Here is a 24453-nt window from a genome sequence, read left to right as displayed (position 1 = left end):
ATAATATTATGAAAAGTAAGATTAAAATAATTCTTAAGAGGTTCTTTGTTGTAATTTCAATAATTTTTATTGGAATGATTATTTATAAATATATAGACAGAAATCAAAATGAAAATTTAGCTACTTATACAGAAAAATCTATTAATTCTAATGAAAATGATGATATAGAAAATATAAATGACTTTAAAAAAGAAATAATGAAAAATGAAGATGAGGAAGAAGAGAGAGTTGAAAGTATAGAAATAATGGCTATAGGAGATCTACTAATGCATATTGATATTGTACAAGCCATGTATGATTGGAATAACGATACTTATAATTTTGATTATAATTTTGAGTTAATTAAAGAATATTTAGAGAAAGCTGATTTAACAATAGCTAATTTAGAAACTACTTTAGCTGGAGAAGAAAGTGGATTTACAGGATATCCTTGTTTTAATACACCGGATGAATTAGCAGATTCGATAAAAAAAGCTGGAGTTGATATAGTTAGCAATATAAGCAATCATTCTTTAGATAAGGGAAAGGATGGTTTCTTAAGAACTAGAAAAGTATTAAAGGAAAAAGGATTTGAAGTGATTGGGACAAGGGATAGAGAAGATGAGTCTAGATATATTATAAAGGATATTAAGGGGATAAAGGTTGGAATAATAGCTTATAGTTATACAACAGATGGATATGAAGGAGGAAGAGGGTTAAATGGAATACCAATTCCAGAGGAGTTAAATCCTTTAATGAATACTTTTAATCCTTATGATGTAGACGATGACCTTTTACTTATGAAGGAACAAATTGAAAAGATGAGAAAAGAAGAGGTAGATGCAATGGTATTTTATATGCATTGGGGAGATGAGTATCAACTAGAGCCAAATGAAAGCCAAATTAAAATTGCTAATTTTTTAGCAAATGAAGGGGTAGATATAATTTTTGGGGACCATCCTCATACGATTCAACCTATAGATATTATTGAGTCAGAAGATGGAAAGCATAGTACAGCAGTAATTTATTCCTTGGGAAATTTTATTTCTAGTCAAAGAACTGAAAGTATAGGCAATCCGTATACAGAAGATGGATTAATGGTATCTGTTAATATTATTAAGAATTTTAAAACTGGAGAGGTTGTAGTAGGGATACCTAAATATATGCCGACTTGGGTGAAATTAAATATTATAAATGGTAATTACTATTATCAAGTTGTGCCTGCAATAGAAAACAATACTGATTATTTAGATTATTACCAAAGCATAAGAGTAGATGAATCCTATGATAGAACATTTGGAATAGTTGAAAGTTATAACGATAGTGTTGATGTGTGGAAGGAAAATTAAGTGGAAAACTCTAAATTATAAATGAAAAGTTAAATGAAGAAATTTTTTAATAGAATTAAAAAAAGAGAAGCTGAATTAGCAGTTTCTCTTTTGAATTTAGGATGATAAATTTATAATTTTCCATTAAACAAATTGATACACAATTTGTTTAAGTATGTATATAATCTAATATTATAAATTATTAAAACTATTTATTTAATTGATTTGAAAAGAATCCTGGCTTAATAAGCTTCTTCTTCATACCTTCTATCACTAGTAAGTATACAGCGGCAGTATCAAATCTAGCATCGTGATAATTTCCACTTCCTTGGAATAGTTCATCAGCTTTATCCGCTATTGTTTGGTCTGAAATTCCTAAATAGTTTATTACTTCAGAAAGTTTAGGGTTTTTAATTCCATTACCATTTGCAGAAGGAATATTACATATAGATTTATAATAAGCCATAGTACAGAATGTTCGTTTTGGCTCCCAATTTGAGTCTATCATTCCTGCTTGATAAAGAGAATCTACTTCATGTTTTAAAAATTTAACATCGAATTGAACATTATGCCCTATTACAAAATCTGCATCAAAGAAGTCTCTCATAAATTCTTGAATTTGATCAAAAAATTCAAGACCATCTGATAGCTCATATAATTTCTCTAAGGAAAATCCATGGATAGCTTCAGCTCCTTCATCCATTTCATCTACTGTAAAGAAAAAGTTTTTACCTACAGTTTGTTGAGGTTTAGTAGAAGTATCTACAGTTATATAGCTTAATTGGCATATATTACCTGGCTTTACGCTAGTAGTTTCTGTATCAAAAAAAAGTAATTTCATTATTTCCTCCAAATTAAAAAGATATATGTTTAATAATATCACATATATTTTTAAAAACAAATAAGAAACTCTTAAAAGAGTTTCTTATCATTAATTATTTTAATTCAGTTGATATTATATTTAAAAGCTCTATGCAAGTTTCCTTTGTTCTGTTATTTGAATCTAATTCAGGATTATATTCAACAAAATCCATAGATTTAACCAAGCTTGTACTAAGGATTGACTTAAGAAGTTTTTTGCTTTCTTCAAAGGTTAAACCATTATCTACTGGAGTACCAGTACCAGGAACATACTCAGGATCAAGACAATCTATATCATAAGAAAGATGAATATTTTTTATATTTTTCTCTTTTATCTTAGATAATAAATCAGAAATGATTTTATCCAAATCACCATTTTGTATCTCATCTATATTCCATACATTTATTTTTAGTTTATCGATTAGTTCAACTTCTCCTTGATCTAAATCTCTACATGCTAAAATAAATACATTTTCAGGCTTTACTTTAAAACCTTCAAAGAAAATTGATGTTAACTTATCATAACCAATTCCCATAGATGCAGCTAATGGCATTCCATGAATATTTCCAGAAGGAGAAGTTGTTTCTGTATTTATATCTCCATGGGCATCAATCCATATTACTCCTAAATCATTACCAAAATATTTGCTTGAACCAGCAATTGATCCTAAGGCTAATGAATGATCACCGCCAATAATAAAAGGTAAAGTGTTGTTTGTTAATGCTTCATATACTTTAGAGGCAAGCCTATTATTTGCATCAACTACTTGTTTTAAATATTTTAATTTATCATTTTCTAAGAACTTGTCCTTTGATTCTATATAATCTACATCAATATTACCTAAATCAGTAACATGATGATTTTTTTCTAATATTTTATCAAGGTTGTTTTCTCTTAAAATGTCAGGTCCCTTTTCTACACCGGGTCTATCGCAACCATAAAAAAGAGGCATTCCAATAATACTTATATCCATAAAAAACCTCCAACAAACAACTTATTTTTTAAAACAATAAATATATATTAATACTTAAAGTTTTATAAGTAAACACTAATTTTAAAAATAACGTAAATTATCCGTCATAATATATGCTTTATATTATTATTCTGCCCATTAAACCATGAAGAAAACGGGCGAAAATAAAGTAATTAAAGATTTTTTTGGAAATATATATTAAAAAAAATTCATTTTAATTTTTTTATTTAATAAAAATTTATAAAGAATTCATATTAGAAGTAACTATTTTTTTATAAAGTATGATAATATATATTGGAATATAATAAATAATTAAATATGTTCACAAAATAATTATAATTAAAAAATAACAAGTATATATGTAACAAATTATAATTAATACTTAAATTTTATCTAGTTATTAATTATGGAGGTTTAACAAATGAGTGAAAATAAGTCAGTTAATAGAAAGAGTAAAATTAAGAGAAAGAAATGGTCAAATAAAAAAAAGGTAGTTGTATCAACTATATCAGTTTTTATAGCAATTATTATACTTCTATTAGGTGGATATATGTATGTAAAAAATAAGATATATAGTAATTCTGATGTTATAAAAAATAGTGAATATAAAGAAGTACCAGGAATAACAAATGTATTATTAATTGGTACAGATGCAAGAACCTTAGACGAGCAATCAAGATCAGATTCTATTATAATTGCAACTTTAGACAATAATAACAAAAAAATTAAATTAACATCTTTATTTAGGGATACGCTAGTAAACATTCCAGGATATGGAGAGCAAAAACTAAACACAGCATATGCTTTAGGTGGACCAAGTTTACTTTTAGAAACGATAAGTGATACATATGATATACATATTGATAAATATGCAGTAATTAATTTCTGGGGATTTGAAGCTATAATAGACCAAATAGGTGGTATAGAAGTTGATGTGAAAGATTATCAGCTTGAAGAGCTTAATAAATATATCGGTGAATCCACAGGTGGTAATGATTGCCCTGTAACAAAAACTGGATTACAAACTTTAAATGGGAAACAAGCTTTATCATATGCAAGAATAAGATATAATACAGGTGATGAGTTTGAAAGAACTTCTAGGCAACAAGAAGTTTTAATGAAAGTTGCAGAGAAGCTTAGGGAAACAAAGCCAAGTAAATATCTTGGTATAATGAATAAAATGTTGGATTATATTAAAACTAATATAGATCCATTAGAAGCTTTAAATATGGCTTATACAATTTATAAGTTTCCTTCTTTAGTTACTGAGCAATTACAAATACCTGTTCCAGAACTTGCAGAAGGAAGATTATATAAAGATTTAGGATGGGTATTCTTGATGGATGGAGAGCAAAATGCTCAAATTCTTAATGACTTTATATATAAAGATCAAATTCCTAATGTTGATGAATTTGATTACTATTCTTTATATCAAAAATTAGCTCAATATGCTGCAGATGAAGATATATACAATAGTGAAAATGGAATAAATCCAGAAGATTATGAGAATAACGATGTGGAATTACCAAAACAAGATGAAATAACTCAACCACCAGTTGAAGAAAAGCCTTCAGAACAACCAGATGGAGGAAACCAAGGTGGAACTGATGGAGGAAGCCAAGGTGGAACTGATGGAGGAAACCAGGGTGGAACTGATGGAGGAAACCAGGGTGGAACTGACGGAGGAAACCAGGGTGGAACTGACGGAGGAAACCAGGGTGGAACTGACGGAGGAAACCAGGGTGGAACTGATGGAGGAAACCAAGGTGGAACTGATGGAGGAAACCAAGGTGGAACTGATGGAGGAAGCCAAGGTGGAACTGATGGAGGAAGCCAAGGTGGAGAAGCAGATAAACCTACAAATGGGACGAATCCTGAACAGCCAGGAAGTGGTTCGGAGCAACAACCTCCAACTCAATAAGTTGAAGGCATATAATATGATTTAATGGAGATAAGTATTTATCTCCATTTTTTATTAAAAATTTATTAATGATATAAATTTTTAATTAATATGTGATATAATATTTTTAAATAATAAGAATACGAGGTGAAAAGATGGGTTCATTTAGAGGAATATTACTAAATATTATACTTAGTATTCCAGCAGTTATGATTGCATTTACGGCACAAGGATATGGAAAAGCGTTTGTTGCTGACAAATTAGGTGATAGAACTCCTAGATTTCAAGGGAGGCTTACACTAAACCCAGTAGCACATTTAGATCCTTTAGGATTTTTAATGATACTATTATTTGGATTTGGCTGGACAAAGCCATTAGAAACAAATCCAAGTGCCTTTAAAAGAGGCTATAAAGATTCCATAAAAGTATCAATAGCACCACCTTTAGCAAATTTAATAGTAGGTTTTTTAGGTGCATTAATATACGTTTTATTTAATAAGTTATTTATGTGGATTCCAGAAAATATATTTGTGGTAATAGCAGCGATGTTAGGTTTTATAGTTAATGTTAATATTATGTTAGCGGTATTTACCTTATTACCTATACCAGGTTTATCAGGGTTTGATATATTTAGAGATTTATCACGTAAAACTTTTTATAAGTATGCAGATAAAATGTATCAATATCAAATATTTATATTTTTAGGCGTTATTCTTATAAATAATGTATTCCCTTTTATTTCATACATTGCAATGTTTATAAGAAATATTTTTTATAGTATCTTGAATTTACTATTTAGTTTTATATAACAAAAAAAGTAAGCAGTTTAAATGCCCTTATTTTAGTATAAGGGCATTTAACTTTTACTTACTTTTTACGTATTATTAAGTCTCTATCATAAACTTCTTTAAAGAAATCTCTAGCTCTTAATGCTTGGTGAATTTCTACTTCCAAGTTAAGTGGAGATGATAAAAGAATTACAACTTTTTCGTCATCAAAGGTTACTTCAACATCTTTTACAGAAGATACTAAGCTTCTATCTAATCCTTCAGCAATCTTTAAAAGTGCTCCGATTTCATAAATAACTTTTAAGTCAAGTTTATTTATTATAGAAGAGAATTGTGGAACTGGTATTTGATAGTTATTAAATCTGTGCGAAGCAGCAATTGCAGCACTCATTAACAGTTCTTTATGATTTAATACATTTATATAAGAGTTAAGTATTATATAAAAAGAATGTTTATGATGCTGTAAATAATTTATACTTATACCACAATCATGAAGTAATGAGCTAGTTTTTAATATGTTTAAATAGCTATCATCTAAATGATGTAACGGCTTTAAAGAATTAAATAAATCTAATGTAATTTTATAAACCTGATTTGCATGAGGTATATTGCAGTTTAGTGAGTGTAATATACCATATAAACTATAATCTAATATATCTTGTGTTACCTCATAATTATTATCTAAAAACTCATATAGAATACCTTCTCTTAATGAATGATTAGATATTTTTATATAGTTTGAATCTACTAAATCAGAAATACTATTAAAAATAGCTAAAGAAGTAAATATTGTATCAGCCATATCTTGTTCAAGACCTTCTATTTTACGACGTTGTCTTAAATCTTTAGATTTAACCATGTTATAAAGTTCATGTATTTCATTGTTTAATAATTCGTAATTATTAAAATTATCAAACGGATAACGTCTACGTCTTTTATCTATTTTTGCTATATTACGGCCAACATCTCCTAGAAGAATTATTGATTCAAAAGAGTTATTAAGCCAATGTATATCTTTTAAATTATTGTTTATGAATGAAGTACATTCATCTATTGAATCGGATAGAATTCTATCGTTTAATCCATAATTATAAGTTAAATTTATATTACCAAAAGGTAAAACAGACCATTCTTGGATTTTTCCTGTTTTTACCCAAGTTAAATTTGTTGATGTACCGGTTATTTCAACAACAAGAGAGTTTTCTATATTTAAGCTTTTTACAATTCCTAGATAATTATAATATATCTCTTCTTTAGGGGTTAATATTCTTAAATCTAAATCGAAGTTATCTTTAAGTGATTTTATTATAATTTCATTATCACAAATTTGATTAAATGAGTTTGTTGCAATAGCAATTATCTTCGATGTGCCACTAGCTAGGCATAAAGACTCGTAAGTTTTTAATGTAGAAATTATATAATGTAATTTTTCATTACATATTTTACAAGTATTATTTAAATTGTAACAAATCTTCATTGGGGTTTTTAATTCATCTACAACTCTGAAATACCCGATTTCTTCAATTTCTGCAAGTACAAGTCTAAGTGAGCTTGAACTTATATGAATAATTCCAATCTTAACCATAACGCACCTTTTCTTATCTTATTTAAATTATATTGTATATTATTATCCTATTGTACCTTTAATTTTATATAAGTTCAAATAAAAATTTATGATTTATTGACAAAAAAACTTTTTATTAGTTATAATTAAATGAAAAAGAAATTCTATGAAGAGGAAAAGTACTTTAATTAGGTCTTAAAGCGAGTGAACGATGGTGTAAGGTTCATAAGATATATTAAAGGAAAGAGAGCCTTGGAGAAGTTTACCGAAATTAAGTAGGATAAACCGTAGTAGCTGCGTTAAAGCGTTAAGGTGGCATTATTTAAAAATGCAATTAGAGTGGTACCGCGGAATATCCGTCTCTTTTTTATGGAGATGGTTTTTTTATTTTTAAGGAAATAATAAAGTGTATAACTAATTTTTTGAAGAACTTATAGTGCTTTGAAAATTTTTAATATTATTGTGAATATAAATGTTGGAGGTAGTTTTATGGATTATAAAAAGAAAGTTGCAGAACTTATAAAAACAGAAGTAGATATGGATTTAGAGAGTATAGAAAAGTTAATAGAAATCCCACCGAAACCAGAAATGGGTGACTTTGCTTTCCCTTGTTTCCAATTAGCTAAAGCTTTTAGAAAAGCTCCTAATATGATAGCTGAAGAGCTAAAAGAAAAATTAAGTAAAGAAGGTTTTGAAAAGATTGAAAGCTTAGGCCCTTATTTGAATTTCTTTGTTGATAAGGGAACATTTACAAAGAATACAATAGAAAAGATACTTTTAGAAGGAGATTCTTATGGAAGTTCTAATGTTGGTGAAGGGAAGACTGTATGTGTAGAATATTCATCACCAAATATTGCAAAGCCATTCCACGTAGGTCATTTATTTACAACAGCTATAGGAAATTCTTTATATAAGCTATTTAAAAAAGAAGGTTACACAGTTGAAGGAATTAATCACTTAGGAGATTGGGGAACTCAATTTGGTAAGCTTATATCTGCTTATAAGAGATGGGGAAATGAAGAAGCATTAGAGAAAGATGCAATAGCTGAACTTTTAAGAATTTATGTTAAATTCCATGATGAGGCAGAAAAGGATCCTTCGTTAGAAGATGAAGGAAGAGCGTATTTTAAAGCTTTAGAAGATGGGGATAAAGAAGCAGAAGCTTTATGGGAAAGATTTAGAAACTTAAGCTTAAAAGAGTTTGAAAGAGTATATAACGTATTTAATGTTAAATTTGATTCATATGCAGGAGAAGCATTCTATAATGATAAAATGGATGTAGTAGTAAATGAATTAAGAGATAAGGGGTTACTAGTTGAAAGTAATGGAGCTCAAGTAGTAATGCTTGATGAATATAATATGCCACCATGTATAGTTTTAAAAGCTGATGGAGCATCTATATATGCTACAAGAGATTTGGCAGCAGCTATGTATAGAAAAAATAAATATAATTTTGATAAGTGTATATACGTAGTAGGAACTCCACAAGCACTACACTTTAAGCAAGTATTTAAAGTGTTAGAACTTGCTGGGCATGAATGGGCTAATGATTGTGTTCATGTTGGCTTTGGATTAGTTAAGTTTGCAGATAGAAAATTATCTACTAGAAAGGGAGAAGTTATTCTTCTAGATGATTTAATAAGAGAATCAGTAGATAAAACTTTAGAGGTAATAAATGAGAAGAATCCAAATCTTGAAAATAAGGAAGAGGTAGCTAAGAAGATAGGAGTAGGTGCAGTCGTATTTACTTATTTAAAGAACTCAAGAGAGAAGGATATAGTCTTTGATTGGAAAGAGATGCTTTCATTCGAAGGAGAAACTGGACCATATGTTCAATATTCTTATGCAAGAGCTAATAGTATATTAACTAGGGCAGGAGAAGTAAATGACACTGCAGACTTTACAAAGTTAAATTCTAAGGAAGAATTCGAATTAGTTAAAACATTAGAAAACTTTAATAAAAACATTCATTTAGCTATTGAAAAATTAGAACCATCAATAGTAACTAGATATGTAATAGAAGTTGCTAAGACATTTAATAAATTCTATAATAATCATTCAGTGCTAAACTTGGAAGATAAGGGGTTAATGGCAGCGAGATTAGACTTAGTGAAATCAACATGCCAAGTAATAAAAAATGGATTGGAATTAATTGGAATTGAAGTAGTGGAAAAAATGTAGTAGAAAAGAGTAGAAACTGCCTTATGCAGTTTCTACTTTTGTTGGTTTTATGCTATTAACAAAAAGGTAACAGAAAGTTTATTACCAAAAGAACAATTTCTGTTATAATCAAATAGTAAAATGAAAGGAGGCACAAAAATAGTGTTTTTGAAGGACAATAAATATAAAGATGCGGTTATAGCTGCATTGTGGATAGTAGTTTTTAGTATTTTAGCATTTAAATTATTCGGATATTTAGATGATGTAACAAGTGCTTTAGGAAAGATAGTTTCATTATCTATGTCATTTATATATGGAATAGTAATAGCTTATATATTAAATCCTATAGTAAAAGTAATTCAAGTAAAAATGAAAATAAGAAGAAGTCTTGCAATAGCTTTAACTTATATACTATTTTTTACTATTATTACTATTGTATCAATATATGGAATACCAAGCTTAATAGATAGTATTAAAGATATGACTAATAAAGTTCCAGAGTATATAAATGCAGCTCAGAATTTTGTAAATGATATAGTTAGTAATGAGCAGTTAAATGGAATAATTAACTCTACGGGTGCATTAGGAACTATACAGTCATATATTGATAAAATAGGTTCTGTTTTTATTAATCTTTTAGAAGGATCATTTAATACATTATTTAGTTTATCTTCACAGCTTGTTAAGGTAGTATTAGGATTTTTAGTATCTATATATGTTTTATCAGATAAAGATAGACTTATTAATGATTTTAAAAGAGTTTTAGTACTAATATTAAAAGAGAAAAGAGCAAAAGAAGTTATTGAATTTGGTAGAATATATAATAATATGATAGGAACTTACATAGGGATAAAAGCTATAGATTCTACTATTATTGGAATTATGGCATTTATACTACTTACAATAGTTAAATCAGAGTATGCATTACTACTTTCTATAATTGTAGGGATAACTAACATGATACCATATTTCGGGCCGTTTATAGGGGAAGTAGTTGGATTTTTAATAAACGTGTTTGTATCACCAACTAAAGGGATAATAGTGTTTTTAACATTATTTACATTACAAATGTTTGATGGTTGGTATTTAGATCCTAAACTAATAGGAGGAAAGGTTGGAGTTAGACCTTTCTGGATTATATATGCTGTAGTAATCGGAGGGGGCTTTTTTGGACCTATAGGAATGTTGCTTGCTTCGCCAACAGCTGCAACAATGAAGCTTTATTACTCAAAGTTATTAGAAAGAAATAAAGAAGTTATAAAGAAAATAGAGAGAGTATAATGAAAAAGGAGCCTATTGGCTCCTTTTTTATATAAAATGTTACTCTTTATTGTTATTATATTTAGGACAATGGGAAGAGCAACTTCCACAATTGCAACTACCTTTAGAAGATTTTTTTATATTTCTATATATTATAAATGATGCTAATAAAGCTATTACAATTGTTGCGAAAATTTCCATAATACATATCTCCTTTATATAATTAATGAACCGATATTAAATACTAAGAATGATACAGTCCAAGCTAAAATAAGTTGATATCCTACTGAGAATAAAGTCATTTTTAAGCCGAATTCTTTTTTCATAGTACCTAAAACAGTTATACAAGGTGTATATAGTAAAACAAAAACTAAAAATGATAGTGCGGATAAGGCAGTGAAATGTAGTGGTAATAAAACTGAAAGATTACCACCGAATATAACACTCATAGATGAAACGACAGTTTCTTTAGCAATTAATCCTGTTAATAATGAAACTGAAGCTTGCCAATTTCCGAAACCTAAAGGTTTGAATACTGGTGCTAAGAAACCACCTATAGATGATAATATGCTGCTATTTACATCTGTCATACCAGAAAAATTAAAGTTTGATAAAAACCATAAAACTACACTCATTGCAAAAATTAATGTTCCTGCTTTTATAATAAAACTTTTACTTTTTTCGTAAAGTTGATTTATAATATTTTTAAATGATGGTAGTTTGTATTCAGGTAATTCAATTAAGAATGGTTCTTCATCTTTTTTAAATAAAGTATTCTTAAATAGGATTCCCATTATGAAGGCAAGTAGTATTCCTAAAAAATAAAGAGAAGCTACAACTAGCCCTATACTATTTGGAAAAAATACTGCAGCGAAAACACTATAAACAGGTAATCTAGCATTACAACTCATTAAAGGTACAAGAAGAGCAGTTAGCTTTCTATCCTTTTCACTCTCTAAAGTTCTAGCAGTCATAATTGCTGGTACTGAGCATCCGAATCCTACAATCATTGGAATAAATGCTTTCCCTGATAGTCCCATTTTTCTCATAACCTTATCCATAAGGAAAGCTACTCTGGCCATATATCCACTATCTTCTAAAATAGTTATACAAGTAAATAGTGATAGGATTATAGGTAATAAAACTAATATACCACCAACACCAGAAATTATTCCATCAATGATTAGTGAACTAAACCAAGGACTAGAATTTGATAACATATTAGATGCAAAAGGAATAATAGTATCATTTAGAAAGCCATCTAGTAAATCAGAAAGAGGTTGTCCAATCCAACTAAATGTTACTTGGAAAATTAAAGCCATAGTTATAAAGAAAATTGGATATGCTAACCATGGATTTAATAGAATATTATCAAGTTTATCTTTTAAAGTTTCATGCTCGGGATTTTCTGTTTTATTACATTTTTCTAAAATTGATGAAATAAAGTCATAAGCTTCTTTTTCAGAAGAAAATTGATAATTGTTATCATCTTGTGACTTTAAAAAATTATCAGATTTTATTGCTTCTTTAATTTCATTTATACCTAATTCTTTTGATGCTTGAATCGGAATAACTGTAACTTGCAATAATTCTGATAGTTTATCATAATCTATTTTAATTCCTTTTTTTTCAGCAACATCAATCATGTTTACTGCTAAAATAATAGGTTTTTTAAAAGTCTTTAATTGAGTAGTTAAATAAAGATTTCTATCTATATTTGAAGCATCAATTATATTTAAAATAACATCAACATCACCAGTTTCTAAAAATTCTTTTGATACTTTTTCTTCATTAGAATAGGTATCCATAGCGTATATTCCAGGCAAGTCCACAATTTTTACATCATCGAAAGTACCCTCTTTTCTATCTACTGTAACACCAGCCCAGTTTCCAACTCTTTGATTGGAGCCAGTTAATGCGTTAAAAAGAGTTGTTTTTCCTACGTTAGGATTACCTAATAAGGCAACTGTTTTCATTATGTCATCCCCTTTATTTTGTCAAATATATATTTTTTGCGTCTTTCTTTCTGATTGCAAGATCAAAACCTCTTAAGTTTAATACAATTGGATCCCCTAAAGGAGCAATTCTTTTTAATTCAATTTCAGTTCCTTCTATACAACCTAAGGCCGATAGTCTTTTAGCGAGTTTAGAATCGCCATTTATTTTATTTATAATACCTTTTTCACCAAGTTTTAAATCACAAATGCACATAAATTTCACCTCAAATTGAAAATCATTATCATATAATTATAATATCAAAACTTTAACAATTGGTCAATATAATAAAAGTATCACATAAATTGAAAATGCTACGTTTAATAGTAATAATTATATATTCACTTATAAAATAAGATGATATAATGAAAAAAGAAAGTTTAGTAAATTTGAATTGAGGGGGAAGAAAGAATAAAGAAGAAAGAGTGATATTTTTGATAATTAGAGAAAATATAATAGAAGTAGAGGAACAAGATTTAGAGTATATTCTAGAAAGAGAAAATGTTAAGTTTAAACCAGAAGAATTGATATTTTTCGATTTAGAACATTATGTATATAAAAAACCTAAGTGTGTAGGTGTTTTTGGAGCATGTGTATTTGATGATAAGGATAAAAAACTTCATGTTACTCAATATATGATAGAAGGAAAAAATGATGTAGTAGATATATTGATATTGGCTAAGAAATATTTTATAAACATGAAAGAAGAGGGTAAAAAAGCTATAGTAACCTTTTCAGGAAATAATGATTTTACTGTAATAAACTACTTATTTAATAAATATGGTGTTTATTATGATTTTATTAGGGAATATGAATCAGTAGATATTCAAAAAGAATATGAGATGGATAAAAAGACTTCTATAGGATTAAAAAACCTTGAAAAAGTATTTGATATACATAGAGAGAGCGAATTAATCAGCGGTTCAAATTTAGCTAAAACTTTCCATAAAGTATTAAAAGATAAAGAATATATTGAGAGAATGCCAAATGAAAAAATTGAAAATATATTATTGTATAATGAACAAGATGTAGTAAGTTTATATTTGATGTTTACTGCATGGAAGAAATATATTAAACCAATAGAGATAGTAGAAGAAGTTTAATGTTTGTTATCAATATATTGATTTAAGGATAAAATCCTTAAATGATAGATGCTCCTAAATTAATTTAGGAGCATCTATCATTTAGAGGAAGTTTTTTTATAAATATTAGTACCATCAGAAATTAAAGTTACAGTACCATCTTTATCAGTACGATAAACTTTAGTCCCGAGAGAGCTTGTTAATTTTAAAATTTGTGAGTTAGGATGATTATAACTATTATCTTTTCCAACAGAAATAATAGCAATTTCAGGATTGACAGCCTCCCAAAAAGATTGAGAAGTAGATGTTGATGAACCATGATGAGCTATTTTCAAGACATTAGATCTGATGGATGAATCAGAGTTTAGGATTTCTTCTTCATTATTTTTTTCAGAATCTCCAGTGAATAAAAAAGAAGTACTCCCATATTGAATTCTAAATACTGCAGAATAGAGATTTAGATTATCGCCATAATCTTTTGGTGAGGGTGAATATATAGAAATATGGATGCTTTTTCCTAGATTAATAGATGTTGTATTAGTATCAAATACATTAATCTTTTGGTTTTTGGATATAAGAGATTCAACCATTCTTTCAAAAGATTTTGAAGTATGTGTTACTTTAGGCGCAAAGAATTCACCAATATCAAATTTTTTTATGACGGAGTACATATTTCCTATATGATCTTCGTGAGGGTGCGTAGCTATAACATAATCTAATTTATTTATATTTAATGAGTTAAGATAATTGAATAAATTAGAACTGCTTTCCTTGGGACCGGAATCTATGAGAAGATTTTTATTATTAACCTGAACTAGAATTGCATCACCTTGACCAACATCGATAAAATGAACTTCCATTAATTGAGTAGAACTTGAAGGGGGAACTGTACAACTACATAATAAAATAATAAAAATAATGGGTAAAAATTTAAAAAATCTCATAATAACCTCCAAATCATTAATAATACTTAACAAAATAACAAAAAAATATACAAATTTATTAGAGTATTTCTTGAAGTGAAATATTTTAAATAGTATAATTGATATAATTAAACAATAAAGGTGTGAGTAAATTAATGATAATAAAAGGGATTTTGTACGGTGCGTATATGGTAATTCTTAGGGGTAAGGCTATAAAACATTCGTGGATTAAAAAATATAAAGGGCAGGAAGAAGCAGATAAATATGCTCAACAAACAGCATATCTTTGGGGTAAATATACTATAAAAACTATTGGTATAGATTTAGATATAAGAGGATTAGAAAATATACCTGATGAACCATGTGTTTTTATTGGAAATCATACTAGTATATTAGACATACCTATAATGTTTTATATAATAGATAGATTGGTAGGATTTGTTGCTAAGAAAGAAGTTTTAAAGGTGCCAGTTCTTGGAACATGGCTTGAAAAAGGACACTGTATCCCATTAGATCGAGAAAATCCAAGAGAAGCTATAAAAACAATCAATCATGGAGTGGAATTATTGAAAAAAGGATATTCTTTAGCAATATTTCCAGAAGGAACTAGGAGTAAAGATGGAAATTTAGGAGTATTTAAAAAGGGAAGTTTAAAGCTTGCTACAAAAGCAAAAGCACCTATAGTTCCTATAGCAATAGATCGTGCTTATACGAGCTTTGAAAAAGATAAAAAGTTTAAACCTTCAAAAATAAAAGTTACCTTTGGAAAGGCAATAAATACTGCTGAATTAACTAAGGAACAAGAAAAATCATTGAATGATGATGTAAGAAGTGTCATAGAATCATATTTAAGCTAAGAATGTGCTTTAAAATTTAATAGATTAAGTAAATTTATTAATTATAGTAAGAATTACTTATTTATTTTGCATATTAAAGCATTTTTTGAATAAATAATATAAGATAAAGCCACATTGGGGAGGAGATTGCTAAATGCGAAAAGAATTTTCTATCAACAACGACAAAGTATTAATTAATTTTACAGCGAAATACTGTACAACTTATGAGATGATACTAGATAGTGATGGATTCAGAAGAACTTTAGAAGTTTATTTAAAGAAGGCACAAAACAAGAGATCTAATGCATATAGATATTTATCAGAAGCTCTTGATAGTAATGATATACATTATATAAGAAAAAATCTTGTTACAGTTTTTAAGTGGTTAACTTTAATGAATGTAGAAGAAATATTAGAAGTAAATATAAATTATGAGGGGCTATTTAAAGATAAAAATGAATTTATAAAGGTTATAGAGGATTTTTATCGTTTTTGGAGAAGGCTTGAAAGATACACTATTATTCACACAGATAGGATTAGACAAGGACTTGCAGCTATGAGTTTTACTGAAGCAAATAGTAATTTTTCAAGATTGATATTAAAGTTATATAGAAAAGTGGAAGAGAATGTCTTAGGTGAAAAACCACTGGTATTTAGACAAATACCAGTTGGTGGAAATTGTAGTGTGATGATAAATAAAGTAAATTGGCCAATGCCTAAATCATATCAGATGTTACAAGAGATAAACTTTATTGACTGTATATTAATTGAACCACCATTTATAACTTATCCAAAAAGAAATACGAGAACAGGAATATTCTCAGAAACAACAGAAAATCCTTTAAAGAAATGCGTAATAAATAAAGAACATTGGTTCTGCTATCCAGCGAAAGTTGGAGAGTTATTGGCGTATATATATTTCCATAGAGATTTTATGGAACACGGAATAACGTTATGTAACCTTTTTGAAATGGCAAAAAGAGAAGAGTGCAGAAATAAAAAGCCTGATATAGTATATGTGTTTGGAGGAACAGATAAAGAAGATGACTTCAAAACAGTATTCTATGATGATGTAGAGAATGATATTATGCTTGGATATATCAACCACTCAGATCAAATAGATTATTTTGGATATATGAAAAAAATGATATTAACACTTCATAATATAATAATGATAAAAAGGGGATATTTACCTATTCATGGAGCAATGGTTAATATTAAACTTAAAGATGGTAAAGAAGCTAATGTTGTTATTATGGGAGATAGTGGAGCAGGAAAATCTGAAAGTTTAGAGGCATTTAGAGCTCTTGGTAAAGATAATATAAGTGATATGACTGTAATTTTTGATGATATGGGTACATTTAAAAATACAGATGAAGAAGTAGTTGGTTACGGAACAGAAATAGGAGCTTTTGTTAGGTTAGATGATTTGGAGCAAGGATATGCTTTTAATGAAATAGATAGAAGTATATTTATGAATCCGGATAAGATAAATGCTAGACTAGTAATGCCGATAACGCCTTATTTTGAAATAGTTAAGGGATATAAGGTAGATATAATGCTTTATGCAAATAACTACACGGAAGTAGGAAGTAATGATAAATCTATAGAGTTCTTTGATAATGTTGATGACTCTATTAAAGTATTTAAAAGTGGAGCAAGAATGGCTAAGGGAACTACTTCAGAAAAAGGTTTAGTTGAAAGTTATTTTGCAAATCCGTTTGGACCAGTTCAAATGCAAGATGAGACAGATATATTAATAGAAGACTACTTTAAGCTTATGTTTAAAAATAATATTAAGGTAGGTCAGATTAAAACTTGCTTAGGAATTAAAGGTCAAGAAAAAGAAGGACCAAGAAGAGCAGCTATAGAATTATTTGATATTATAAAAGAAAGAAATAGCATATAAACCAGAAATTCCGATTATAGAATATATAATTCTACTGAATACAGACATATAACCGAAAATATTAGAGATTAAATCAAATTCAAATATACCAATTAAGCCCCAGTTAATAGAGCCAAGTATAATTAATGTAAGTACTATATTATCTAGTAGTTTCATAAAAAAACCTCCTTATTTATGATACTGTTGCTATAGTAACCATAAAAAGGAGGTTTTATTCATTAAATAGTAATATTTCTGTCTATAGGCTGATTTAACGAAATAATAGTATCGGTTCGCTGAATTCCGGTTATAACATTAATTTTATTTAAAAGTATATCTTGAAGGTCTGTGATATTTTTACATATAACTTTTGCGAATACTGAATAATCACCAGTAGTTAAGTGTAACTCCACAACCTCATTGATTTTTGATAACTCATCAAAAACAGCATTGAATGAAGAAGTTTTATCTACATAAATACCAACAAAACAACAAACATCATACCCAAGTTTTGGAAGGTCAAGTAATATACGAGAACCTTTTATAATACCAAGTTCCTCCATCTTTTTCATACGCACATGTATTGTTCCACCACTTACATGACAAAGTCTAGCAATTTCTAAATAAGGAGTTCTACAATCCTTAACTAATATATCTAAAATCTGAAAATCTAGTTCATCTAATTGATAACTTTGATTCAAAACTAACACCCCTTTTAATAAATTTATAATATCTTCTATATATTTTATCAAATTATATAAGAAAAAAGAAGTATTAAATAAAATCTTTTAAATAATAAGTGAAAATTTAACGTTTTATCAAAAAATGGAAAAATAATATTACTTGAAAATATGTTAAATTAAAAGTAATATATAAGTATAATATATGGAAGGAGCAAACAGAGGATGGGCATTTTATTTACAGTATTATATTTCGTAATATTACTAGCAATTACATTTGGAATTCTTTTCTTAGGTAGAAAATATGTTTTCTCAAAGGTAAGAATAAATAAATTTATACCTTTAGGAATATCTATAGCATTATTTCTTATACAATTATTCTTACCAAAGATTATGCAAGAACAAAATATGTGGGTAAGTATGGTATTTACTATAGTTACAGTAACATTTTTCTTATGGTTTTTGGAGATTCAAACTACTGGAGGACCTAAGAAAAAAGAAAAACAAATTGAAATTAGACCTAAGGCTAAGCCAAATAGAGTTAAGCATTTAAAAAATCAAAATAATGATAAGTAAAATAAAAATGAGAAGCTTTTAATTTGCTTCTCATTTTTTTTACAAGGTTTCTTCGTTATTAATGTTATAATGATAAATGAAAATAGGAGATGTAATAGCAATTTTACCATCTGCTTGATAGACTTTTATTACATACCAACTTTCATTTTCGGAAGGAATATGTTCATAGAGGTATTTGATACTATTTAAATTTATATTGTTTATTGATTTAATAAGTTTGCCACCATTTGTTATTATTTCGATATCCTTTATTCTATATTTAACATCCTCTGCAAAAATTGAAAACTTTAATTTTTTATTACTAATAACTAAGCTTTCTCCCATAAAGCTATTATTTATTGTAAAATATAATCTCAAAAATCTAGACTCAGTAGAATATGTTCTATGCATTCTAAACGCATCTGTTAAAGCTTCGTGAGATAATTCATTTCCTATATATACAGTAAGATTATCAGATTGATCAAAATTAATTCTGTGATTATCCTGACCATTTATAGCGCTTAATTTCCAACCACAATCTAATAATTGAAAAAAATATTTGTCGTGATAAGTAATCTTTGCAGAAGGATTACCATTACAAACTTCGATAGATGTAATTATATTATTAAATATTGGATCGTAGGGAATAGCCATTATATTTTTATGGGGATGATTAATAGATATAAATGCAGTTGGATTGTTTAACATCCATAACGTTAAAAGTCTTAAATCTTTAACTGCACCAGTAAAAAAGTTTTTTGAGTTTATTACGTTAAAATCACCAAATGATTCTGTTCTACATTCAAAGCCAATCATTGGAAGGAAGTCATCATGAGATTTTTTGAATTTATTACAGATGCTATTTAAACTTTGCCATTTTGTTGATGAACTGTCTTTAGATGATTTATTATTAAGGAAATCATTATGATCGGTTATAAATAAATAATCTAGTCCACATTTTGTTGCATATTCATATAGCTCAGAAGGCGTTCCTCTACCAGTAGAGTAATTTGAATGACAGTGAGGTATTCCGTAATAAAATTTTATTTTATTTTGATCAAAGACTATATTATCTTTATTTTTCTTTTTTCCCAAAGTTTATACCTCTTAATAAATTATTACTTACTTATATATAGTATTGTGAGTATTAAAATAATGACAACAATTATAAATGATGATAAAATAAAGTGAAACTTTGGAATAAGTGAGGTTGAAGAGATGATTAAGGAGTTTAGTGGTAAATACCCTAAAATTAATGAGACTGCATATATATCAGAATCTGTAGATATTATAGGGGATGTTTTAATAGAAGAAAATGTTAATGTATGGTTTGGAGCAAGATTAAGAGCCGATATGAATAAAATAGTTGTTGGAGAAAATTCTAACATCCAAGAAAATTCAGTTATTCATATAGATAATGAGTATGAGACTATAATAGGTAAAAATGTTACTATAGGACATGGAGCTATAATACATGGATGTAATATTTCAGATAATGTTTTAGTGGGAATGGGATCTATAATATTAAATGGAGCGAAAATTGGTAAGAATACTATTATAGGTGCAGGAGCATTAGTAACACAAGGGAAATCATTTGAAGATGGTGTACTAATATTAGGAAATCCAGCTAAGGTTATTAGAAAATTAACAGATGAAGAAATAGATAGAATTCAAAAGTCTGCTGATAATTATGTAGCATTAAGTAAGAAATATAAATAATAGGAGGGCTTATGTTAAAAATAGGTGATTATAATACGTTAAAAGTTGATAGAGAGAAGGATTTTGGGTTCTACTTGGTAGATCAAGAGAGTGGTGAGGATGTATTACTTCCAAAATCTTTAGCTGAGGGAATGAATGTTGAAGTTGGGCAAGAAAGAGAAGTTTTTATTTATAGAGATTCGAAAGATAGACCTATAGCTACTTTTAAAAAGCCGTTAGCTAAAGTATATGATGTAGCATATCTAAAAGTTGTTCAACAAGGTGAGTTTGGTGCATTCGTAGACTTTGGACTAGATAGGGATATCTTTGTTCCATTAAAAGAGCAACGTTTTAAACTTCGTACAGGAGATAAATATTTATTTTACATATATTTAGATAAGACAAATAGATTAGCAGGTACTACTGAAGTTGAAAACTACATAGAAGTAGCAGATGAATCAGTAGGGTTTAAAGTTGGAGATGAAGTAACTGCTATGGTTTATTCAAGAACACCATCGGGAACTTTAAATGTTGCTGTAGATGGAAAATATAAAGGTTTAGTTTTACCTAATGAATATTATGAAGAAATATTCCCAGGTGCAGAAATGAGCTTAAGAGTTAAGAGAATATATGAAGATGGAGTCATTGGGTTAACTCCAAGAAAAACTAGATTAAGCGAAAGAGATGAACTAAAAGAAAAGATAGTTAAGTATATGAAAAAGAATGGAGGATTTATGGAGTTTAATGATAAATCCAATCCAGAAGATATTAAAGCTACATTTGGAACAAGTAAAAATTACTTTAAGATGGCTTTAGGTGGTCTTATGAAAGAAGGAAAACTTAAACAAGATTCAGAAGGTTGTAGATTAATATAAGATTAAAAAGATGTTACAAATATGTAGCATCTTTTAATTTTTATAATTTATTACATAATATTTTTTATTATGTGTAGAAATATGTAGAAAAAATTGAAATTATTTATATAATGATGTAAAATTTAGAAGTGTTAAAATATAAACATAGTATTTAGAATGATTTTATTTAGATAAAATGATGGGGTAAATTATTTATGAAGCAAGAGTGTTTAAGAAAAGGGCAAAAGACCTGGGATATAATAAATATATTAAGCATAATAATATTTTTATTTTTTACGTCCATAGTTATTAAAGGGATTTCAGATAAATATTTTATAGAATACATGTGTAAAACTATAACTAGTATGTTTTATATTGTTTTAATGATTTATTCTATAAGTAGAATGAAATATAAGTATAATAGTATTTTTTCAGAAGATAATGAAGATGATTTCTATTTAAAAATATCAATAGGGTGCGGTTTTTTAGCTCTAATTACAATAATAAAGTCAGCAATATTTTATTCTACATATACTAACAATATAAGTTTTGACTTAATATCTAATAAAACTATATTTATTAATACTATATATTACATATTACAAATTATATTGATAGGAGCTACATTAAATAATTTTAAAGAAAATTTTAAATACTTTATAATAATATTTATAGTAGGAATATTAATTAACTTTGTATTTATGGAAATTATTGAATTAAACGTCGGTTCATGGGGATACTCTATTAGAAGTATGCTTCTTGTATGTGGTTTCATATTTTTAATAATATTATTATATAAAGAAAAAGAAAGATTTGATGATGACTCATATAAAGGAATACTAGTATATTTATCATTGAAGGTAGTATATTTATTATCTATGTATTTTAAAAAATATGATTTTTTTGATTTAAGATTTTATTTATTTACGCTAATTTATATTGTTGGGGAATATTCGTTTTTAAAAGTGTTAATAAGTAACACTTTGATTAATACTGAAAAAAATTTAAATGAAAAATTACATTACATGGTATCTTGGTATGAAGGTATATTTGAAAATATGCCTGATGCAGTGACTATAAGAAAAAATGATGAAATAATCTATATAAACGATAGTTATCAAAATTTCTTTAATATAAAAAATAAGAATGATGTAATAGGCAAAAGTATCTTTGATATTGTTGATAAAGGTTCTTATGAAAGAATTAAGGAAAAAGATACTATATTATCAAATGATAGTATTTTGAAGCCAAGAAGAAATATTTATACTATAAATGATATTACAATAGAGTGTGAAGAAATTGGAGTTAAATTAAAGGATACATATAATGATTTATATTTGTTTATTCTTAGAGATATAAAGTATAGAAAAGATTACGAAAATATGATATTAAAATTAAAACAAAAGGAAGATGATGAAAAATTGAAGAATCAATTCTTTACTAATATATCTCATGAGTTTAAGACACCTGTAAATGTAATATATTCTGCTATGCAGATGCAGGAAAAGTATATAGATGATGGCAATTTAGTAGGATGTAGAAAATATACATCATCTATAAGACAAAATTGCTTTAGACTCATAAAGCTGATTAATAATATATTAGATATAAATAAAATAGAAAGTGGATATTATTCACCTACTAAAAAAATAGTAAATATAGTAGAGAAAGTTGAAGATATAACTAAATCAATTATTGATTATGCATCGTTTAAAGGTATAGAGGTTATATTTGACACTGTAGAAGAGGAGATTTTTTGCTCTTGTGATGAAGATTCAATAGAAAGAATTGTATTAAACCTAATATCTAATGCTATAAAATATAATGAACATGGTGGATTATTATATGTAAACATAGAAAAAGCTGAAGATAAAGTAGCGATATTTTTTAAGGATAATGGCTGTGGAATAGACAAAGATAGAGTAGATACTATATTTAATAGATTTGAAAGAGGAGATACTACTTTATATAGAAAAGCTGAAGGAAGTGGAATAGGTTTAAATTTAGTTAAGTCTATGGTAGAAATCAATAATGGTAATATATCTATAGAGAGTGAAGTAGGGAAAGGTACTACTGTAAGAGTAGAATTGCCTGTAGTAAAGTGTGATGTAGAAGATTATTATAAATTACAGGATGAATTTACATTTGAAAATACACTAGTACCAAAAGTAGAAATAGAATTTTCAGATATATACTTCTAAAATAAGCTAATCTTATTTATATAAGATTAGCTTATTTTAAATTATTTAACTGTAGAGGATAATTACCTAAATCTTTTTCGATAATAGTATTTAAAGATATTACTTCTATATAGTATGGAGCAGGAATATTCTCTAAGAAAGATGATGCCTTAGAAGATAAGGGGGAAGTAGTAATCAATATACCTTTATATAATGATTTTGATATTAAAAGACCTAGAAGACTTTCTAAGTCAACTTCATCAACTAAAATATCCTTAGGATTTTTTTTGCAGCAAACATAATAACTAGAATTATCTAAAGTACAAATTATTGAGGAGGTTGAATCTGAAATATCAGAAAATATTATATTGCTATATCCTAGATAAGCTAAGTACTCACCGCACCAAATTTGAAACTCTTTAGGGGTAAGTCTTATTAAAGAATTAAGAAGAGGACTACCATTTTGATATTCTTTTGATAAGCTATAAAACTCTAAAGCATTAACTATTATTTTTCCTATAAGTGGACAAAAAAAGATTATTATAATAAACAAATAAATATTATTAAAACTCATTACTTACCTCCAGTTCTATATTACAATTTTTATATAATCGTATGGATTTAGTTAGTTCATATCCATCAATTAATTTTATTTCAAAGTTGGATGAAGAATTCAATACTCTAACGAAATCACACACATCGTTTGAATATGAAGTATTATTTATGAAAAGACCTCTTTTACAATCATTTGTGATCATACGTCCTAAAAAACTTTCTATATCTTTTTTGGTAGTAAGTGTAGATAGATTTTCATTATTAGAATCATTTTTCATGATATTTTGTATACAAGTTATATAGACATTATCTCCATTTAATATTCCTTTAAGATTTGTTAATTCAGGAATATTATCTTTGAAAATAATAATATTTTCATAATTATGAGTAGAA

24 protein-coding genes and 1 other annotated feature are annotated in these 24453 nt (G+C 27.4%); of the genes, 12 read left to right on the top strand and 12 right to left on the bottom strand.

Going from position 1 to position 24453, the window contains the following annotated elements; genetic code table 11:
* Positions 1-8 precede the first annotated feature (8 nt).
* Positions 9-1328, top strand: a complete 1320-nt coding sequence (locus tag H8S20_RS19960) for a CapA family protein (protein WP_186861175.1) — start codon at positions 9-11, stop codon at positions 1326-1328.
* A gap of 187 nt (positions 1329-1515) precedes the next feature.
* Here the strand turns inward: H8S20_RS19960 and H8S20_RS19955 are convergent, their stop codons facing one another.
* Positions 1516-2148 carry a 3'-5' exonuclease gene (locus tag H8S20_RS19955; RefSeq protein ID WP_032118024.1) on the bottom strand — a complete coding sequence of 211 codons (633 nt, stop codon included), beginning with the start codon at positions 2146-2148 and terminating at the stop codon, positions 1516-1518.
* Positions 2149-2242: 94 nt separating this feature from the next.
* Complete coding sequence (gene rocF, locus H8S20_RS19950; RefSeq protein WP_186861174.1) at positions 2243-3142, bottom strand: arginase; 900 nt, start codon at positions 3140-3142, stop codon at positions 2243-2245.
* 421 nt (positions 3143-3563) lie between these two features.
* Between rocF and H8S20_RS19945 the strand changes: the two genes are divergently transcribed.
* Both H8S20_RS19945 and H8S20_RS19940 read left to right on the top strand, forming a co-directional pair.
* A complete protein-coding gene (locus H8S20_RS19945; RefSeq protein WP_186861173.1) occupies positions 3564-5063 on the top strand; it encodes an LCP family protein in 1500 nt (499 codons plus the stop codon).
* A 134-nt stretch (positions 5064-5197) separates the two neighbouring features.
* A complete protein-coding gene (locus H8S20_RS19940) occupies positions 5198-5851 on the top strand; it encodes a site-2 protease family protein (RefSeq protein ID WP_186861172.1) in 654 nt (217 codons plus the stop codon).
* A gap of 58 nt (positions 5852-5909) precedes the next feature.
* On the opposite strand, the gene H8S20_RS19935 is transcribed toward H8S20_RS19940, so the two are convergent.
* A complete protein-coding gene (locus H8S20_RS19935; protein ID WP_032118027.1) occupies positions 5910-7415 on the bottom strand; it encodes a Ppx/GppA phosphatase family protein in 1506 nt (501 codons plus the stop codon).
* Positions 7416-7551: 136 nt separating this feature from the next.
* Positions 7552-7761, top strand: a binding site (T-box leader).
* Between the two features lie 122 nt (positions 7762-7883).
* Between H8S20_RS19935 and argS the strand changes: the two genes are divergently transcribed.
* Both argS and H8S20_RS19925 read left to right on the top strand, forming a co-directional pair.
* Positions 7884-9575, top strand: coding sequence for an arginine--tRNA ligase (gene argS, locus H8S20_RS19930; RefSeq protein WP_032118028.1), 1692 nt, complete (start codon positions 7884-7886; stop codon positions 9573-9575).
* A gap of 141 nt (positions 9576-9716) precedes the next feature.
* The gene (locus H8S20_RS19925) at positions 9717-10835 is read left to right on the top strand and encodes an AI-2E family transporter (RefSeq protein ID WP_186861171.1); all 1119 of its coding nucleotides are present in this window, start codon (positions 9717-9719) and stop codon (positions 10833-10835) included.
* Positions 10836-10874: 39 nt separating this feature from the next.
* Here the strand turns inward: H8S20_RS19925 and H8S20_RS19920 are convergent, their stop codons facing one another.
* The 3 genes from H8S20_RS19920 to H8S20_RS19910 are packed head-to-tail and all read right to left on the bottom strand — an operon-like array spanning position 10875 to position 13025.
* Entirely contained in the window at positions 10875-11015 is a 141-nt protein-coding gene (locus H8S20_RS19920) for a FeoB-associated Cys-rich membrane protein (protein WP_081921695.1), read from the bottom strand.
* A 14-nt stretch (positions 11016-11029) separates the two neighbouring features.
* Positions 11030-12790 carry a ferrous iron transport protein B gene (gene feoB, locus H8S20_RS19915; RefSeq protein ID WP_186861170.1) on the bottom strand — a complete coding sequence of 587 codons (1761 nt, stop codon included), beginning with the start codon at positions 12788-12790 and terminating at the stop codon, positions 11030-11032.
* Between the two features lie 13 nt (positions 12791-12803).
* Positions 12804-13025: a FeoA family protein gene (locus H8S20_RS19910; RefSeq protein WP_032118031.1), complete on the bottom strand. Its 222-nt coding sequence runs from the start codon at positions 13023-13025 to the stop codon at positions 12804-12806.
* A 218-nt stretch (positions 13026-13243) separates the two neighbouring features.
* Here H8S20_RS19910 and H8S20_RS19905 point away from each other — a divergent pair, with 218 nt between their 5' ends.
* On the top strand, positions 13244-13912 hold the full coding sequence (locus H8S20_RS19905; protein WP_186861169.1) for a ribonuclease H-like domain-containing protein: 669 nt from the start codon (positions 13244-13246) through the stop codon (positions 13910-13912).
* A gap of 77 nt (positions 13913-13989) precedes the next feature.
* On the opposite strand, the gene H8S20_RS19900 is transcribed toward H8S20_RS19905, so the two are convergent.
* Positions 13990-14835 (bottom strand): ComEC/Rec2 family competence protein, encoded by an 846-nt coding sequence (locus H8S20_RS19900; protein ID WP_186861168.1) that lies wholly within the window; start codon positions 14833-14835, stop codon positions 13990-13992.
* Between the two features lie 152 nt (positions 14836-14987).
* Between H8S20_RS19900 and H8S20_RS19895 the strand changes: the two genes are divergently transcribed.
* Together H8S20_RS19895 and H8S20_RS19890 are read left to right on the top strand one after the other, a co-directional pair.
* The gene (locus H8S20_RS19895) at positions 14988-15671 is read left to right on the top strand and encodes a lysophospholipid acyltransferase family protein (protein WP_366456707.1); all 684 of its coding nucleotides are present in this window, start codon (positions 14988-14990) and stop codon (positions 15669-15671) included.
* 133 nt (positions 15672-15804) lie between these two features.
* Positions 15805-17559 (top strand): phosphoenolpyruvate carboxykinase, encoded by a 1755-nt coding sequence (locus H8S20_RS19890; RefSeq protein ID WP_186861166.1) that lies wholly within the window; start codon positions 15805-15807, stop codon positions 17557-17559.
* Here the strand turns inward: H8S20_RS19890 and H8S20_RS19885 are convergent.
* Together H8S20_RS19885 and H8S20_RS19880 are read right to left on the bottom strand one after the other, a co-directional pair.
* Positions 17524-17715, bottom strand: a complete 192-nt coding sequence (locus H8S20_RS19885) for a DUF378 domain-containing protein (RefSeq protein ID WP_186861165.1) — start codon at positions 17713-17715, stop codon at positions 17524-17526. The two genes, H8S20_RS19890 and H8S20_RS19885, sit on opposite strands and share 36 nt — an antisense overlap.
* Positions 17716-17777: 62 nt before the next feature.
* Positions 17778-18239, bottom strand: a complete 462-nt coding sequence (locus H8S20_RS19880; protein WP_032118036.1) for an Lrp/AsnC ligand binding domain-containing protein — start codon at positions 18237-18239, stop codon at positions 17778-17780.
* A gap of 204 nt (positions 18240-18443) precedes the next feature.
* On the opposite strand from H8S20_RS19880, the gene H8S20_RS19875 reads away from it, so the two are divergent.
* A complete protein-coding gene (locus H8S20_RS19875) occupies positions 18444-18794 on the top strand; it encodes a hypothetical protein (RefSeq protein WP_032118037.1) in 351 nt (116 codons plus the stop codon).
* 39 nt (positions 18795-18833) lie between these two features.
* Here H8S20_RS19875 and H8S20_RS19870 read toward each other — a convergent pair whose 3' ends face one another.
* Positions 18834-19868 carry a CehA/McbA family metallohydrolase gene (locus H8S20_RS19870; protein ID WP_186861164.1) on the bottom strand — a complete coding sequence of 345 codons (1035 nt, stop codon included), beginning with the start codon at positions 19866-19868 and terminating at the stop codon, positions 18834-18836.
* Positions 19869-19991: 123 nt separating this feature from the next.
* Here H8S20_RS19870 and H8S20_RS19865 point away from each other — a divergent pair, with 123 nt between their 5' ends.
* The 3 genes from H8S20_RS19865 to H8S20_RS19855 all read left to right on the top strand — a co-directional run bounded on the left by H8S20_RS19865 (position 19992) and on the right by H8S20_RS19855 (position 23526).
* A complete protein-coding gene (locus tag H8S20_RS19865) occupies positions 19992-20492 on the top strand; it encodes a gamma carbonic anhydrase family protein (protein WP_186861163.1) in 501 nt (166 codons plus the stop codon).
* Between the two features lie 11 nt (positions 20493-20503).
* The gene (locus H8S20_RS19860) at positions 20504-21346 is read left to right on the top strand and encodes a CvfB family protein (protein ID WP_032118040.1); all 843 of its coding nucleotides are present in this window, start codon (positions 20504-20506) and stop codon (positions 21344-21346) included.
* Between the two features lie 194 nt (positions 21347-21540).
* Complete coding sequence (locus tag H8S20_RS19855; protein ID WP_051986840.1) at positions 21541-23526, top strand: sensor histidine kinase; 1986 nt, start codon at positions 21541-21543, stop codon at positions 23524-23526.
* A gap of 31 nt (positions 23527-23557) precedes the next feature.
* On the opposite strand, the gene H8S20_RS19850 is transcribed toward H8S20_RS19855, so the two are convergent.
* Positions 23558-24079 carry a restriction endonuclease gene (locus H8S20_RS19850; RefSeq protein WP_032118041.1) on the bottom strand — a complete coding sequence of 174 codons (522 nt, stop codon included), beginning with the start codon at positions 24077-24079 and terminating at the stop codon, positions 23558-23560.
* A partial coding sequence (locus H8S20_RS19845) for a restriction endonuclease (RefSeq protein WP_186861162.1) occupies positions 24069-24453 on the bottom strand: 385 nt, incomplete at its 5' end. The genes H8S20_RS19845 and H8S20_RS19850, both read right to left, overlap by 11 nt.

The organism is Clostridium hominis (genome assembly GCF_014287825.1).
Taxonomy (GTDB): Bacteria; Bacillota; Clostridia; order Clostridiales; family Clostridiaceae; genus Clostridium; species Clostridium hominis.
The sequence above is the reverse complement of the archived record's forward strand: the minus strand, read 5'-3'. Positions and strand labels throughout refer to the sequence as shown.